Origin of the sequence: Nonomuraea sp. N2-4H (assembly GCF_045291505.1) — a bacterium.
In the GTDB taxonomy this organism is placed as follows: Bacteria; Actinomycetota; Actinomycetes; order Streptosporangiales; family Streptosporangiaceae; genus Nonomuraea; species Nonomuraea fastidiosa.
In genome coordinates this window covers 5,470,705-5,484,849 of record NZ_CP147987.1, presented here as the reverse complement: position 1 = coordinate 5,484,849, position 14,145 = coordinate 5,470,705, and the positions used below count along the sequence as shown (strand labels likewise).

Below are 14,145 nucleotides of genomic sequence, written 5' to 3'. Positions count from 1 at the left end.
GGAGCCGTCCAGGTCAGCGGATGACGACCGTGGTGAGCGCGCGCGGCGCCAGCGTCACCGCGCCCCTCCCGACGCTCACCGGGGCCATCGAGCGGGCCTCGTCCGTCACGTACGCCGAAGCCCGGCCCCGCACGCCCGTCCACTCGACCGGGGCCGTGCCGGTGTTGAGCGCCACGATCACCTTCGAGCCGTCGCGGTTGCGGAACGCCGAGACCTTCAGCGCCGGATCGGCCGCCCCCGCCTCAAGCCGGACCGCGCCCGGCCTGATGAACCGGCTGTAGCCGGCCAGCGCCCACAGCCGCTTCGAGACGTGGTACTCGCCCGCCTCGTCGTCGAGCTGCAGCAGCGCCCTGGTCTCGCCGCGCGAGCCGCCCAGCCAGTAGACGTACGCGCTGACGTTGCCCAGCGTGAGCGCGTCGTGCACGGCCTTGGCGATCGTCATGCCGTCATAGCCGCTGCCGTCGTCCCACGCCTCGTTCCACGTGTTCCCGCTGGGGTTCCACTCCGACATCCACGTCTTCCTGGACGTCGGCAGCGGGCCGTCCACCGGGCTCGCGTACGTGTGGCCCGTGTGCGTCTTCACCCAGCGCCGCGCCTCCGGGTCGGCCTCGATGGCCGCCGTGTACGCCTTGGCCTCGCGCCAGCCGAACGAGTCGCAGCAGACCACGTTCGTGTCGCGCGCGATCGGCCCGAGCACCTTGACGAACTCGGCGGCCTGCTCCGGGGTGAAGCGCATGGACGCGTACGGGGCCGTGTAGTCGGGCTCGTTCGTGAAGCCCAGGTCGGTGATCTTGATGCCTTCCTCGGCGTAGAACTGCGTGTACGCCACCAGGTACTTCGCGTACGCGCGCCGCCACTCGGGCAGCAGCGTGCCGCCGTTCTTGTCGTCGCCGTTGTCCTTCATGTAGCCGGGGGCGCTCCAGGCGTCGGCGAAGAACCGCTCGACCCCGTACCGCTTGGCCTCCTTGGCCACCCAGACCTGGCTGTTGTCGTCGCCGTCCCACATGTACTTGGGCGGGGCGTCCGGGCCACCGGGGTCCTCGGGCTGGATCGAGACCATGTGGTCGTACGGGCTGCCCGCGGGGGAGGAGCCGATGCCGAGCCGCAGGATGCTCAGCCCGGCCCCCTTGGTGCGGTGGAACCACAGGTCGAGCACCTCGCGCTGCTTGGCGGCGGGCAGCGCCTTGAGCAGCTCGTTGCGGCGGAACGCCTGGGAGATGCCGAAGCCGTCGATCTCCTGGTGCCTGACGTGCTCGTTGACGGTGATGGCCGGGGGCGGTGCCGGGTGCCCTGGGTGTACGGCGGGGAGGCCGAGCAGGCCGATCGCGAGGATTCCGCGTAACATGGCGCCTCCGAAAGTTTTCGGAAAAATGACGATATGTTTCGTCGATCTCCGCGAACCTAAGCGCTCGGGCGCGGGCTCGTCAACCACACGCTGAGCGCGTTTCATCGGCGTTTCATCCCGCGCATCGCTCACAAAGGACGGCGGAAAGACCGGCAGAAAGCACGGCCGAAAGTCCGGTGGAAAGCCCGGTGGAAGGCGCGGTGGAAAGCGGGGCCTCGATCTGGAGCCGTCGTGGCGGTCGGTCCCTGGAATCAGGCCGAGCCGAAATTTCGTGAAACGGCGGGTAGAAAAGCCGTCTGGTAAGGCGAAAAGGCCGCTGATCAGATCTGGTCGGCTTTCCAAGCGGTCAGATCGTACGTCTCGGCGATCGGCCGCCACGATCGGGCGAAACGCGCCTTCGCCTCCTGCGCCGCCCTCGACCAGTCGAGTCCCCGCAGGTAATCGCGGTGCTCCCGCACCGCACCCGGGCATCCCGACGCCGCGAGCTTCCGCGCCCAGGCCAGGAACGCGCGATCGGCCTGATAGGAGGCGTCCAGCGCGGTCACCAGGGCGTCCTTAAGCTGCGCTCCGTCCGTCAGCGCCGACACCGTCAGGCTCCGTGCGGCGGAGAGCTGGGTGCGGCGGGATTCTGTGATCTCCTCGATCCTGCTCGGCCCGGCGCTCTCGCACCGGGCGGCGGCGTCGAGGGCCTCGCTCAGGCCGGAACGGGCGGACGTGCTGCTCGACAGCAGCCTGTTCACCTCCTTGGCCTGCCACCTGGCCCGCTCCTCGGTGTCGCCAGTCTCGTCGGTATCGGAGCCGTCGGTGTCGGAGGAGTCGGTCTTCGTGCCGGGCTCGGCCTCGTCGGACTCGGGCCGGCGTTCTCACCCGCCTGCGCGTCCGAGGCGCTCTCCGGAAGCCGTTCCGCGGCCTCGGCCTGGTCCGCGCCGCCGCCAGCAGCCGCATCGCCGCCCGTGCGACCGACGACGATCCACCCGGCCAAGGCGAGCGTCAGCACCGCCGCGATCGCGCCGGCCAGCGCCGGAGCTCGCCGCCACGCCGGGGCTGGCGGGCGCAGCCGGTCGGGCTCATCGCCGCCGCCCGGCGCAGGTGTGGGGCCGGTGCCCGGAGTGGAGACGGGGAGGCCGCCCTGCTGTATCTGCGGGACGCCGCAGCGGGGGCATTGGGCGAGGGAGCCGACGTGCGATCCGCACCGTCCGCACCGGCGTTCAGACCCTGATTCGTACGCCACAGCACCCTCCCGGAAATGTAACAGGAAAATGGGTAGAAAGGGGTGTGTTGGAATTAGTGGAAGGCTCGGTGTTTCGCGCTACGGACGAGAGACTATTTGCTAACAACCCACACGTGCAGCATTCGCCGCTCATAAGCTCTGCCCTCAAGGAGAAATGATGGGAGAGGGCTCATGGTCGTGCAGAACGCCGGCGTTCCTGATGAGCAACGTGACGCGCTACCTGTGCGCCGCCGCCTACCTCGACAGTGAATTCCGTTACCGGGTTCTCGACGAGCTGCTTGCCGACCCCTACCGGGCGGTCCCGCCCTCCTACGGCGGGTTCGACCTCATCCCGGTGCTCCACCACTGTCGGCGCTCGCAGCAGCTGCTTCTCATCCGCGACATCCTCATCTCCGCGCTGTTCGCGGCCGGGCTGCTGATATCGCCCCTCACCGCGCTGAACTGGATCTTCGTGCTGATCCCGTTCGCTCTGCTCACCGGACGCCGCGTACGGCGCTGGCCGATCATCCTGCGGCTGCTCATCTGGTTCTGGGCCGTCTATGGGATCTTCTCCATGTTCGCGGCGGTGATCTTCAGCCTCTACATCGCGATGTTCGACACCGGCCGTTACGACTCTCTCGGCTACGGCTCTTCCGACTTCGGCCTCCCAGAACCGCTCGCGGCCCTGGGAGCCGGCGGCACGCTCACGCAGTCGCTGTTCGTCCCCGCCGCTACGCTCGGCGTCGCCGTGATCTACCGGGTCGTCATTTACCTCACGCTGGCCGGCTCGCTCAGGCCGGGCACGCCGGAGCCGCCGGGCCGGGCCGTCCATCCCCAGACCAGCGCCCGCCTCGACTACATCCGCCGCGCCCAGTGGGGCAACATCACCATGTACGGCAACGAGAACGCCTTCCTGGGCGCCGGGAGAGTCGAGCGGACCTGGTCCATCGCGGTCGAGCTCGACCGCGTACGCGACGGCGCGGGCAGCAGGCGGCAGCACACGCCCGTGGACATCGACCCCGTCGACCTGCACGCCTTCGTCCGGCGGCGGATGGCCGAGATGCGCGACCACGTGTTACGGCCCAACGAGGGCGTCCAGCGGCTGGACATCGGCGACCACGTGGTGATGCGCGGCCTGTTCACCGTGGCCGACTGGACCGGGCGGCGGCTGCCCGGCGCGCACCCGTTCATCGGCAAGGACGGCCTGCCGAGGTACCAGGCCACGCCCGAGGAGATCGCCGCCATCACCCGCCACCCGCAGGGCGGCGTGCGCTATTACCAGCGCGTGACGATCGGCAACGCCGGGCAGGAGATCCGCGACGCCAAGGGCGAGCTGGTCGCGCCCGCGGCCGAGCAGGAGGCGCTCACCTCGGCGTTCATCTACCTCGCGGTCGAGGGCCGCATGCTCTACACGCAGTTCGTGGTGACCGTGCTGCCGCCGGTGCTGGATCCGTACCACGTGGTGGACCGGCTGCCGTCGATGAACCCAGGGCGCATCGCCTGGGAGGCCGTCAGGGTGCTGCGGCTGCGGCTGCTGCGCGACGTGCTCGCCGCGCCCGCGCGCGTCGTCCGCACGGCGGTGCAGGCCGTCCGGCAGGGGGTGACGGCCCGCGACCCGCGCGCGCACATCGTCTACCCGTACGGGGCGCTGCGCAGCGTCAGAGAACTGGGCGCCGACACGGACATGCAGACCTACATCCAGACCCTCGACGTCGCCAAGTACGTGAAGATGATCGAGCACCGGCTCACCGAGGCGGTGCTCGACTACCTGGAGGAGCGCCAGGTGGACACCGGGGCCTACCGCTTGCAGGCGGCAGGGGTCACGATGAACGCCACGGTGACCGTGGGGCCGGGCGCGACGGTCAGCGGGCCCATGGCGTTCGGCCCGCACTCCTCTGCCACCCTGCACGGCACCGCCGGAGCCACGAGCTGAGGGAGGGGTCATGAGCGGCGACGAGTACCGCGTGCACATCAGCGGCGGCGAGGTCAGCGGCCCCATCGCCATGGGGCCGCACGCCCGCGCCACCGTCCACCGTCACCCGCCCGCCCAGGCGGGGGCCGATGAGCTGGTACGGCTGGTCGAGCGGCTCGAACGGCTGCTCGCCGAGCACGAGGGCGAGGTCCGCGAACCCGCCCAGGCCCGGCGCGATGCCGCCGACGTGCGGCGCGAGCTGGAGGAGGCCGAGCCCGACAGGTCCCGGATCGTGGACGCGCTCAAGCGGCTGTCGGCGCGGGCCGCCGAGGTGTCGGTCATCGTCGAGGTGATCTCTCAGATCCGCGCCCTCTTTCCGTGACCCGCGCCCGGTGCCGGGCCGGTCAGCGGTAGACGGCGATGGCGGCCTCGGCGACGAGCGTGTCCACGGTCTCCACCAGTTCGCCCACCGGAGGGGTGGCGCCGGCGGCGATCTCGCGGAGCCTGGCGACCAGCTTGGCGGCCGGCTGGTCGAGGTAGAGCTGCTCCTCCAGGCGCAGTACCGCGACCAGCCCGCACAGCCCGGCGCAGCGCGCGTCCGGTGCCTTCCAGCCCTCGACCGCCGCCCGCACCCCCGAGGACGCGCGGACGACGGCGGCGATGTCGGCCACCTCGTACCGCGTGTACGGCAGCATGCCGAGCCGCCGCCCGGTCACCCGGACGAGCACCCCCGAGCCGAGCAGCTCCTCCCGGGTGCGCTCGTAGATCCCGCCCGCCGCGGCCCCCTTGATGAGCGCCGCGGGCGCGGGGTCACGGCCGCCGATCGGCGTGAAAGGCTCCGCGAGGAGCCGGTCGAGCAGGGCGGCGCCGGCCAGCCCGAGCGAGAGCGACGTCGGGTGGACGAACGCTTTGCCGGACTTGTCGTGAGCGATCAGGTAGAGGTCCTGGTGCAGCGGCAGCCGGTCCATGGGGCCTCCTCAGCGGCGGTCCGATCCGGCGGGCATGCTCCGCAGCGTGGGGCGGCGGCCGAGCGCGTACAGGGTGATGAGCGCGAGCACGCCGAGCCCGAGCCAGACGAGGCCGAGGAGCTGGGCCATGATGTCCGCGTTGATCACGACGAAGACCAGGATGCCGGCGCCGATCAGGGGCGAGACGAGGTGCGCCCAGAGCCGGTCGGAGCCGGAGCGCAGGGCATGGTGCACGATGACCGAGGCGTGCAGGACGATGAACGCGACCATCGCCCCCATGTTGATCAGGCTCGACAGCAGCGCGACGCCGTCGTCGCGGGCGGCCGACCACAGGCCGACGCCGATCGATAACAGGCAGATGAGCAGGATCGCGTTCGACGGCACGGAGTGCCGCACCGATACCTTGGCGAGGAACGACGGCAGCTGCCGATCGCGGGCCATCGCGTACAGCAGTCGGGAGACCGACACCTGGGCGACCATGGTGTTGACCAGCCCCCAGGAGAGCGCGGTCGCGGCGGTGGTGACGTGCCTGAGCCATTCGCCGCCCGCGACGGCGGCGGCGTCGTAGAAGGCGGTGTCGCTGGGGTGCTCGATGAGCCCGGCGGGGTCGGGCACGAGCAGCGCGGCCACCCAGACCTGGGTGATGAACAGCACGCCGGCCAGCAGCAGCGCGACGCGCATGGCCCGGCCGACCTGGGCGGAGCCGCCGGTCGACTCCTCCACCAGCATGCTGATGCCGTCGAAGCCGAGGAAGGACAGGACGGCGACCGACACGGCGGCGAACATCACCGGCCAGGTGAAGGTGTCGGCGTTGAACAGCGGCGAGAAGCTGAAGCCGTGGCCCTCGCCGCGCAGCAGCGCCCAGACACCGACGAGCAGGAACAGGGCGAGCACGGCCAGCTCGACCGCGATGAGGATGCGGGTGAGGCGGACCGTCATCTTGATGCCGCGCAGGTTGATCGCGGTGTTGACCGCCGCGAAGCCGACCAGCCAGGCCCAGACGGGCACGGCGGGCACGCTGGCGTTCATGGCGATCGAGGCCACCAGGTAGAGCAGGCAGGGGACGAGAATGTAGTCGAGCAGCACCATCCAGCCGGTGAGAAAGCCGACGGGCGGCGCGATGCCGCGCCCGGCGTAGTTGTAGACCGAGCCGGACAGCGGAAACGCCTTCACCATCTGCGCGTACGAGGCGGCGGTGAACAGCAGCGCGATCATCCCGACGAGGTACGCCAGGACCGGCATGCCACCTGATTCCGAATAGACATTCCCGAATATCGCGAAAGGTGCGATCGGTACCATGTATGCCAAACCGTAGAAAATGAGGTCGGCGAGGCCGACCCCACGGTGTAACTCCTGGCGGTAGCCGAACTGCTCGATGTTCTGTTGTGCGCGCACGACAGGCGTCTCCAGTCGTCATGCCGGGCTGGGGTCCGACTGGAGATCCTTTCGCAGCGTGGGCGCGTGTCGCAAGACCGTACGTCGCCAAATGTTGAAAATCACGCTTTTGGTGAAATGTGTCGGGAGTAATACATTACTTGAGCGTAACTCCGACAGAAGCTGACCTAATGGGTCATGTGGCGATTGCGGGGCGATGGCGGGCCGTACCCGAGAACGCCCATCATGCCCTGCTCCTGGTGGTAGAGATTGTGGCAGTGGAACATCCATTCGCCGGGATTGTCGCACTCGACGTCCACGCTCAGCCGCTCACGCGGCTTGATGTTCACCGTGTCTTTGCGCGGCCCGCGCCGATCGCCCACGCGGACCTGGAAGGTGTGGCCGTGCAGGTGCATCGGGTGCCACATGGGCGAGGTGTTGTCCATAACGATCCTGATCGTCTCGCCCTTCTCCACCCGCACCCGTAGCGGGTCGGCGGCCAGCCGGTCGTTGAGCGTCCACTCGTTGCCCGACGGCCGCATGCCGAGCGTCACGGTCACGGTCCTGGACGGGCGGGGGAGCGCGTCGGCGCGGCGCGGCCTGAGGTCGGCGTAGGCGAGCAGCCGCCGCTCCAGCTCCGGCACCTTGACGTCGCGGGACGGACGCCGGGCGGTGCGCGTCGTCCTGACGATCGCGAACGCCCGCGCCCCCTTGCCCTCGGCCAGTGCGACCAGCGGGAACGCGCCCGCGCCCAGCCGGGTGACGAAGTCGTACCGCTCGCCCATGCCGATGAGGAACGCGTCCACGGTGGCGGGCCCGCACGGGAACCCGTCCGCGTGCGTGACCGTCATGCGGTGACCGCCGAGCGCCACCCGGTACGCGGTGTCGGCCGCCGCGTTGATCACCCGGAACCGCACCACCCGCCCCGGCCGGCTGTTGAACACCTCGGGCGCCTCCGCCATCCGGCCGTTGATCAGGTGGAACGGGTGGCGGATCTCGGCGGAGACCCCGCCGAGCAGCGTGCTGCGCAGCGTGTCGTCGTGGTCGGTGGTGGAGTTGAGCCGGCGCAGCGCGTCGTCGGGCGTGCCGTCGACGCCGTCCAGCCAGTCGTCGAGCAGGACCACGAACTCCTCGTCGTAGCCGAGCGGCTCGTGCGGGTCGGCCACCACGAGCGGGCCGTACAGACCGCGGTCGAGCTGGGTGCCGACGTGCGAATGGTAGAAGTACGTGCCGGGGTCGGGCACCTTGAACACGTAGTCGAAGGCGCGGCCCGGCTTCGTGGGCGCCTGGGTGTAGCCGGGCGCGCCGTCCATCCTGGGGTCGATCCTGATGCCGTGCCAGTGCACGGTGGTCTCCGCAGGCAGGTCGTTGACGAGCCGGGCGCGCACGACGCCGCCCGCCGTGGCGCGGATGATCGGCCCCGGCACCATGCCGTCGTACGTCCAGGTCGCCACCTTGCGCCCGCCGAGCGAGACGGTCGCGGGCTTGGCCCGCAGTGCCATGCCGCGCCCCGGCCGCCGGGCACGGCCGGGCCGGTCGGCCACCGCGGCCTCGGAGAACGAGCCCGTGACGGCGCTTGCGGCGGCGGCGAACGTGCCGGTGAACAGCAGCCGGCGGAGACGCCCCCGCCGGAACCCCATGCCGAACCATTCACTGCAGATCCCCCCATTCACCTCGCAAGGTAACGGAGAGTGATCGCAGAAGCCGCGCGCCACGCTGCCGATCACAACCGGGGGTCCCGGGTCGTGCGGACCCTTGCCGGGCCCTCGCCCGCGAACTAGCGTGTTAATCGATTAACGCACACTGCGGGCCGGGTGGCGGCCGGACACCAGGGATTGACCTGCTCTCCCAGATCCGCCGCCACCAATTACCCCAAAACCCAATAGGGAATGCTAGGTTATTCGACTAACATGAGACCTACAGCGCGACAAGTGGCCGAGCTGGCGAACGTGTCAGTGGCGACCGTCTCCTACGTCCTCAGCGGCCGCGACAGACCCGTGGCCGCCGAGACCAGGCAGCGGGTGCTCGACGCCGCCAGGCAGCTCGGCTACACCCCCAACCAGGCGGCGAGGAGCCTGCGCAGACGCCGCACCCAGCGCGTCTGCCTGGTGCTGAGCACGTTCGGCGGCGTCCCCGCCGACGAGCGCCTGGCCACCGACCTGCACGAGATGGCCGACGCGCGCGGCTACTCCGTGATCACCCTCGCCGTCTACTCCGAGGCCAGGGCCGCCGCCGCGATCGAGATGCTGCGCGGCGGCATCGCCGACGGCGCGCTGATCAACGTGGTCGGTGACCACCTCGCCCGCGACCTGCTCGAAGGGGTGGCCGCCACCGGGCTGCCGATGGTGGTGCTGAGCAACGAGAGCGGCCTCGAAGGCTGCGACGTCGTCGGCACCCCGGAGGCCGAGGCCAGCGCGGAGGCCGTCGAGCACCTGCTGGCCACCGGGCGGCGGCGCATCGCGTTCATGGGGCAGCGGCACGAGCTCTACCGCGACAAGCCGGCCGGGCGGCTGCTCGGCTACCTCACCGCCCTGGAGCGACACGGCGTCACCGACCGCGTCGTCACCGGGGGAGCCGACGACCGCGTGGCGGCGTACCAGACGGCGACCGAGCTGCTGCGCTCGCCCGACCGGCCCGACGCGATCTTCGCCGCCGCCGACCGGGCCGCGATCAGCGCCATCTCGGCCGCCAGGGACCTGGGGCTCGCCGTGCCCGATGACGTCGCCATCGTCGGCGTCGGCAACATCGACGAAGGTCTCATCACCAATCCGCAGCTCAGCACCGTCGGCCCGCTGCGCCACGACTACACCGACGTCGTACGCCTGCTCTTCGACCGCCTCCAGGCCGATGAGCCGCCGCCCGCCCGCGAGATCGTCCGGTCGTGGACCTTCCTGCGGCGGGGCTCGTCCTAAGAAGGGAACCCCACGATGCCCGCTCACCCCTCACGCCGTGATCTGCTCCGGCTCCTCGGCGCGGCCACCGCCGCCGCCGGCGTGCCGGCCCTGTCGTCGTGCGCGGGAGCGCCGGCCACCCAGAGCGCCGACCCCGGCACCTTCACCGTCTACTGGAACGCCGGCCACGACTACCAGGCCTACCGCAAGGTGATCGCCGAGTTCGAGCAGGCACACAAGGTCACCGTCAACCTGCAGAAGTACCAGTGGCCCGACCTGCGCACCAGGCTGCTCGCCGACTTCGCCTCCGGCACCGTGCCCGACCTGGTGGAGGAGCCCGGCGGGTGGGTACAGGAGTTCGCCGTCTCCGGAAACGCCCGCTCGCTGCAGGACTTCGTCGACCGCGACGGCCAGGCCATGGGCTTCCCCTCCGACTGGCAGCCGGTGACCGTCGAGCGCAACTCCTACCAGGGCAAGGTGTACGGCGTGCAGCTCCACCTGACCTGCAACACCCTGCTCTACAACAAGGCGATGCTCAGGGACGCGGGCGTCGAGGTGCCCACCACCTGGGAGGAGTTCCTCGAAGCGGCGAAGAAGCTGACCAAGGACGGCGTGTACGGCGTCGCGCTCAACCAGGACTACTCCTACATGTGGCCGTGGATGATGCAGGCGGGCGTCACCCCGTACGACGCCGGGACCGGCAAGGCCATGACGCCGCTGGAGGACGCGATCGAGGCCCTGCAGTTCCAGGCCGACCTCATCCACAAGCACAAGGTCGCCCCCGTGCCGGTCACGGGCACCGACTACTCGGGCCCGCAGAAGCTGTTCTCCGCGGGGCGCGCCGCGATGATCCTCACCGGGCCCTGGGACCTCGACCCGATCAGGAAGACCAGCCCCGACATCGACCTCGGCGTCGCGCCGCCGCTCAAGCACAAGGTGCAGGCCACCCAGGCGGCCGGGGTCAGCCTGTTCGTGCCGGCCAAGGCGAGCAGGCCCGAGCTGTCGTGGGACTTCATCAAGCGCGTCACCGCCCTCGAGGTCGAGCAGGCCGCCACCAAGGAGACCGGCATGCTCATGCCCCGCAAGTCCTGGGCCGAGCTGCCCGAGGTGCAGACCGACCCGGTCATCAAGGTGTTCGCCGACGCGCTGCCGCAGGCGAAGGACTCCTCGCAGGAGGTGCGGCTGACCGGGCGGTTCGGCAAGTGGGAAGAGCAGCTCAAGGTGATGTACCAGCAGGTGATCATCCAGAACCGCCCGGCCGCCGAGGTGCTGACCGAGTTCGCGAAGACGGCGGAGGGCTACCTCAAGTGAGGCCGCGCACGCTCTCCGGCCGGTACGCGCGGACCGCCTACCTCTTCCTGCTGCCGGCCATCCTGTTCTTCGCGGCGCTGTTCTACCTGCCGATCGGCAACGTGATCGCCACCGGCTTCCGCACCGGGCCGATGGCCGACCAGTGGACCGGCCTGAGCAACTACGCCCAGGCGCTGTCCGACCCGTCGGTGCGGCACTCGTTCCTCGTCACGGCGGTCTTCGCGGTGCTGGTCGTGATCGGCTCCATCGTGCTCGGGCTGGCGCTGGCGCTGGCCATCGACCAGCCGCTCAAGGGGCGGGTGGCCTTCCGCGTGCTGCTGCTGGTGCCGTACCTCACCTCGGTGGCGATCGTCGGGCTGCTGTGGCGCAACATCCTCGACCCCGAGCTGGGCGTGCTCAACCGGGTGCTGCTCGCGCTCGGCCTGCCCACCCAGCAGTGGCTCAACACCGCGCCGCTGCTCACCATCGCCGCCGTCACGCTCTGGCAGAGCGTCGGCTACACGATGGTGCTGTTCCTCGCCGGTCTGCAGGGCATCCCCGAGACCTACCACGAGGCCGCCAAGATCGACGGGGCGGACGCCTGGCGCCGCTTCTGGCGGATCACGCTGCCGCTGCTCGGGCCGACCACGCTGTTCGTGTCGGTCATGGCGGTCATCTCGGGGCTGCAGGCGTTCGGGCAGGCGTACATCATCACCGGCGGCGGGCCCGGCGACGCCACCGACCTGACCGTCTTCCACATCTTCAACGTGGCCTTCCGCACCAGGGACTTCGGCTACTCCTCGGCGCAGTCGGTGCTGCTGCTCCTCGTGATCGTGGCGTTCACCGTGATCCAGCTTCGGGCCGGGCGGCGGGGCGAGGTGACGTACTGATGGAACGGATGACGGTGCGCCGCAAGGTGCTGCTCTACACGCTGCTCACGCTGGCGAGCCTGGTGACGGTGCTGCCGCTGCTCTACATGGTCTCGCTGTCGCTGCAGACCGAGGCCGAGACGCTGGCGGCGAGCGCCGTGCTGTGGCCGGAGAGCCCGCAGTGGGGCAACTACGCCGAGCTGTTCGCCCGCGCGCCGTTCGGCGACTTCATCGTCAACAGCCTCGTCGTGGCGGGCGCGATCACGCTGTCGCACCTGATCTTCGACCCGCTCGTCGGCTACGTGTTCGCGAAGTTCCGCTTCCCGCTGCGCAACACGCTGTTCGTGGCGCTGCTCGCCACGCTCATGGTGCCGTTCTTCGTACGGATGATCCCGCTGTACGTGATGATGGCCAACCTGGGATGGCTGAACACCTACCAGGGGCTCATCACGCCGTTCCTCATGGACGCGTTCGGGATCTTCCTCATGCGGCAGTTCATCCAGCCGATCCCCGACGACCTGATCAGCGCGGCCCGCATCGACGGAGCCTCCGAGCTGCGCATCTACCGCAGCGTCATCCTGCCGCAGACCCGGCCCGCGCTCGCCGTGCTCGCGCTGTTCACCTTCGTCTTCCAGTGGAACGAGTTCCTCTGGCCGCTGGTCGCCACCAGCACGCCCGAGATGCGGACGATCCCGGTCGGCCTCACCCTGTTCAACCAGGAGTACTTCACGCTGTGGCACCTCACGGCGGCCGGCTCGGTGATCCTGTTCGTGCCCACGGCGCTGTTGTTCGTCTTCACCCAGAGATACTTCGTGCGGGGCATCGCCCTCACCGGCCTTCGATAGGAGTCTCCCTTTTGCGCCCCAACGTGATCGTCGTCTTCACCGACCAGCAGCGGTGGGACACCGTCGGCCCGCTCACCCCCAACCTCGACCGCATGGCCAGGCACGGCACGCAGGCCACGGTCGCGCTCACACCGCAGCCCGTGTGCGCGCCGGCCCGCGCGGCGCTCCAGACCGGCCGCTACCCGACCACGACCGGCGTGCACCGCAACGGCCGCGTCCTGCCGCCGGAAGAGCGCACGCTCGCCCACCACTTCGGCGCGGCCGGCGACGCCACCGGCTACATCGGCAAGTGGCACCTGGCCGGGCAAGAGCCGGTGCCCGAGCACCAGCGCGGCGGCTACCAGAGCTGGCTGGCCGCCAACGCGCTGGAGCACACCTCCGACGCCTACCGCACGATCGTCTTCGACGAGGCGAACGAGCCCGTCATGCTGCCCGGCTACCGCTCCGACGCGCTGGTGGACGCCGCCGTGCGGTTCGTTGCCGACCACGCGGACGAGCCGTTCTTCCTGTTCCTGTCGTTCCTGGAGCCGCACCACCAGAACGAGCTGGACAACTATCCCGCGCCCGACGGCTACGAGGAGCGCTACCAGGGCACCTGGATGCCGCCCGACCTCGCCACGCTCGGCGGCACCGCGCACCGGCACATGGGCGGCTACCTCGGCCAGGTCAAACGCCTCGACGAAGGGCTCGGCCGGCTGCTCGACGCGCTGCGCAGCATGGACCTGCTCGACGACACGATCGTCGCCTACACCTCCGACCACGGAAACCACTTCAAGACCCGCAACGCCGAGTACAAGCGCTCCTGCCACGACGCCTCGCTGCGGGTGCCGCTGGCGCTGCGCGGGCCCGGCTTCGACGGCGGTGGTGCGATCTCCCGGCCGGTCAGCACCATCGACCTGCCGCCGACGCTCCTGGACGCGGCCGGGCTGCCGGTGCCCGAGGAGATGCAGGGGCGCTCGTTCCTGCCGCTGCTGCGCGATCCCGGCGCCGACTGGCCGGAAGAGGTGTTCTTCCAGGTGAGCGAGTCGGAGGTGGGGCGCGGCATCCGTACGTCCCGGTGGAAGTACTACGCCGTCGCCGAGGACGCCGACCCCTGGGACGACCCGGCCGCCGCCCGCTATCGCGAGCAGGCGCTGTACGACGTGGTCAACGACCCGTACGAGCTGGTCAACCTGGCCGGGCACGCCTCGCACGCGCAGGTCGCGGCGGAGCTGCGGGAGCGGCTGGTACGCCGGATCGTCGCGGCGGGCGAGGCCGAGCCGGTCATCGAGCCCGCCGAGCCCGTCCCGAGCCGCAACCAGGCGATGCCCGACCCGGCGGCCCGGACGCACGGCGTGAAACCGGTCCGCTTCGGCCACCAGCCCCGCCCCTGAGCCCGGCGTGGCCTGAGCCGGCGCTGGGCGTGTCTGAAGGCGCGGCCCCTGCGCCCGGGCGAGCCGGC

12 protein-coding genes are annotated in these 14,145 nt (G+C 70.3%); 7 read left to right on the top strand and 5 right to left on the bottom strand.

The genetic code is table 11. The annotated features are described in order from the left end of the window. Nucleotides 1-13: 13 nt before the first annotated feature. The gene (locus WBK31_RS25115) at nucleotides 14-1,345 is read right to left on the bottom strand and encodes a glycoside hydrolase family 30 protein (RefSeq protein WP_406673261.1); all 1,332 of its coding nucleotides are present in this window, start codon (nucleotides 1,343-1,345) and stop codon (nucleotides 14-16) included. Nucleotides 1,346-1,665: 320 nt separating this feature from the next. Continuing rightward, nucleotides 1,666-2,085, bottom strand: a complete 420-nt coding sequence (locus WBK31_RS25110) for a hypothetical protein (protein WP_378787242.1) — start codon at nucleotides 2,083-2,085, stop codon at nucleotides 1,666-1,668. Nucleotides 2,086-2,775: 690 nt separating this feature from the next. Between WBK31_RS25110 and WBK31_RS25105 the strand changes: the two genes are divergently transcribed. Both WBK31_RS25105 and WBK31_RS25100 read left to right on the top strand, forming a co-directional pair. Next, nucleotides 2,776-4,488, top strand: a complete 1,713-nt coding sequence (locus WBK31_RS25105; protein WP_406673260.1) for a hypothetical protein — start codon at nucleotides 2,776-2,778, stop codon at nucleotides 4,486-4,488. Between the two features lie 10 nt (nucleotides 4,489-4,498). Then, a complete protein-coding gene (locus WBK31_RS25100; protein ID WP_364056555.1) occupies nucleotides 4,499-4,849 on the top strand; it encodes a hypothetical protein in 351 nt (116 codons plus the stop codon). A gap of 22 nt (nucleotides 4,850-4,871) precedes the next feature. Here the strand turns inward: WBK31_RS25100 and WBK31_RS25095 are convergent, their stop codons facing one another. From WBK31_RS25095 to WBK31_RS25085, 3 genes are all read right to left on the bottom strand, one after another. Further along, complete coding sequence (locus WBK31_RS25095) at nucleotides 4,872-5,435, bottom strand: GPP34 family phosphoprotein (RefSeq protein ID WP_364056552.1); 564 nt, start codon at nucleotides 5,433-5,435, stop codon at nucleotides 4,872-4,874. A 9-nt stretch (nucleotides 5,436-5,444) separates the two neighbouring features. Next, nucleotides 5,445-6,830, bottom strand: coding sequence for an APC family permease (locus WBK31_RS25090; protein WP_378787247.1), 1,386 nt, complete (start codon nucleotides 6,828-6,830; stop codon nucleotides 5,445-5,447). A gap of 167 nt (nucleotides 6,831-6,997) precedes the next feature. After that, nucleotides 6,998-8,449, bottom strand: a complete 1,452-nt coding sequence (locus WBK31_RS25085) for a multicopper oxidase family protein (RefSeq protein ID WP_406673259.1) — start codon at nucleotides 8,447-8,449, stop codon at nucleotides 6,998-7,000. Between the two features lie 291 nt (nucleotides 8,450-8,740). On the opposite strand from WBK31_RS25085, the gene WBK31_RS25080 reads away from it, so the two are divergent. Genes WBK31_RS25080 through WBK31_RS25060 form a run of 5 tightly spaced genes read left to right on the top strand, consistent with a single transcriptional unit; the run spans nucleotide 8,741 to nucleotide 14,077 of the window. After that, complete coding sequence (locus WBK31_RS25080) at nucleotides 8,741-9,721, top strand: LacI family DNA-binding transcriptional regulator (protein ID WP_406673258.1); 981 nt, start codon at nucleotides 8,741-8,743, stop codon at nucleotides 9,719-9,721. 15 nt (nucleotides 9,722-9,736) lie between these two features. Beyond that, a complete protein-coding gene (locus tag WBK31_RS25075) occupies nucleotides 9,737-11,011 on the top strand; it encodes an extracellular solute-binding protein (protein ID WP_406673257.1) in 1,275 nt (424 codons plus the stop codon). Beyond that, nucleotides 11,008-11,880, top strand: coding sequence for a sugar ABC transporter permease (locus WBK31_RS25070; RefSeq protein WP_364056538.1), 873 nt, complete (start codon nucleotides 11,008-11,010; stop codon nucleotides 11,878-11,880). The genes WBK31_RS25075 and WBK31_RS25070 overlap by 4 nt, the downstream gene beginning before the upstream one ends. Next, nucleotides 11,880-12,704 carry a carbohydrate ABC transporter permease gene (locus tag WBK31_RS25065; RefSeq protein ID WP_364056535.1) on the top strand — a complete coding sequence of 275 codons (825 nt, stop codon included), beginning with the start codon at nucleotides 11,880-11,882 and terminating at the stop codon, nucleotides 12,702-12,704. Before WBK31_RS25070 ends, WBK31_RS25065 begins: the two co-directional genes overlap by 1 nt. 11 nt (nucleotides 12,705-12,715) lie before the next feature. Then, nucleotides 12,716-14,077: a sulfatase-like hydrolase/transferase gene (locus WBK31_RS25060; protein ID WP_378787254.1), complete on the top strand. Its 1,362-nt coding sequence runs from the start codon at nucleotides 12,716-12,718 to the stop codon at nucleotides 14,075-14,077. The last annotated feature ends 68 nt before the right edge of the window (nucleotides 14,078-14,145 follow it).

Coding starts and splice junctions, on each gene's coding strand:
- WBK31_RS25095 (WP_364056552.1), bottom strand. CDS start 5,435: ATGGACCGGCTGCCGCTGCACCAGGACCTCTACCTGATCGCTCACGAC.
- WBK31_RS25105 (WP_406673260.1), top strand. CDS start 2,776: ATGAGCAACGTGACGCGCTACCTGTGCGCCGCCGCCTACCTCGACAGT.
- WBK31_RS25065 (WP_364056535.1), top strand. CDS start 11,880: ATGGAACGGATGACGGTGCGCCGCAAGGTGCTGCTCTACACGCTGCTC.
- WBK31_RS25100 (WP_364056555.1), top strand. CDS start 4,499: ATGAGCGGCGACGAGTACCGCGTGCACATCAGCGGCGGCGAGGTCAGC.
- WBK31_RS25075 (WP_406673257.1), top strand. CDS start 9,737: ATGCCCGCTCACCCCTCACGCCGTGATCTGCTCCGGCTCCTCGGCGCG.
- WBK31_RS25085 (WP_406673259.1), bottom strand. CDS start 8,449: ATGGGGTTCCGGCGGGGGCGTCTCCGCCGGCTGCTGTTCACCGGCACG.
- WBK31_RS25115 (WP_406673261.1), bottom strand. CDS start 1,345: ATGTTACGCGGAATCCTCGCGATCGGCCTGCTCGGCCTCCCCGCCGTA.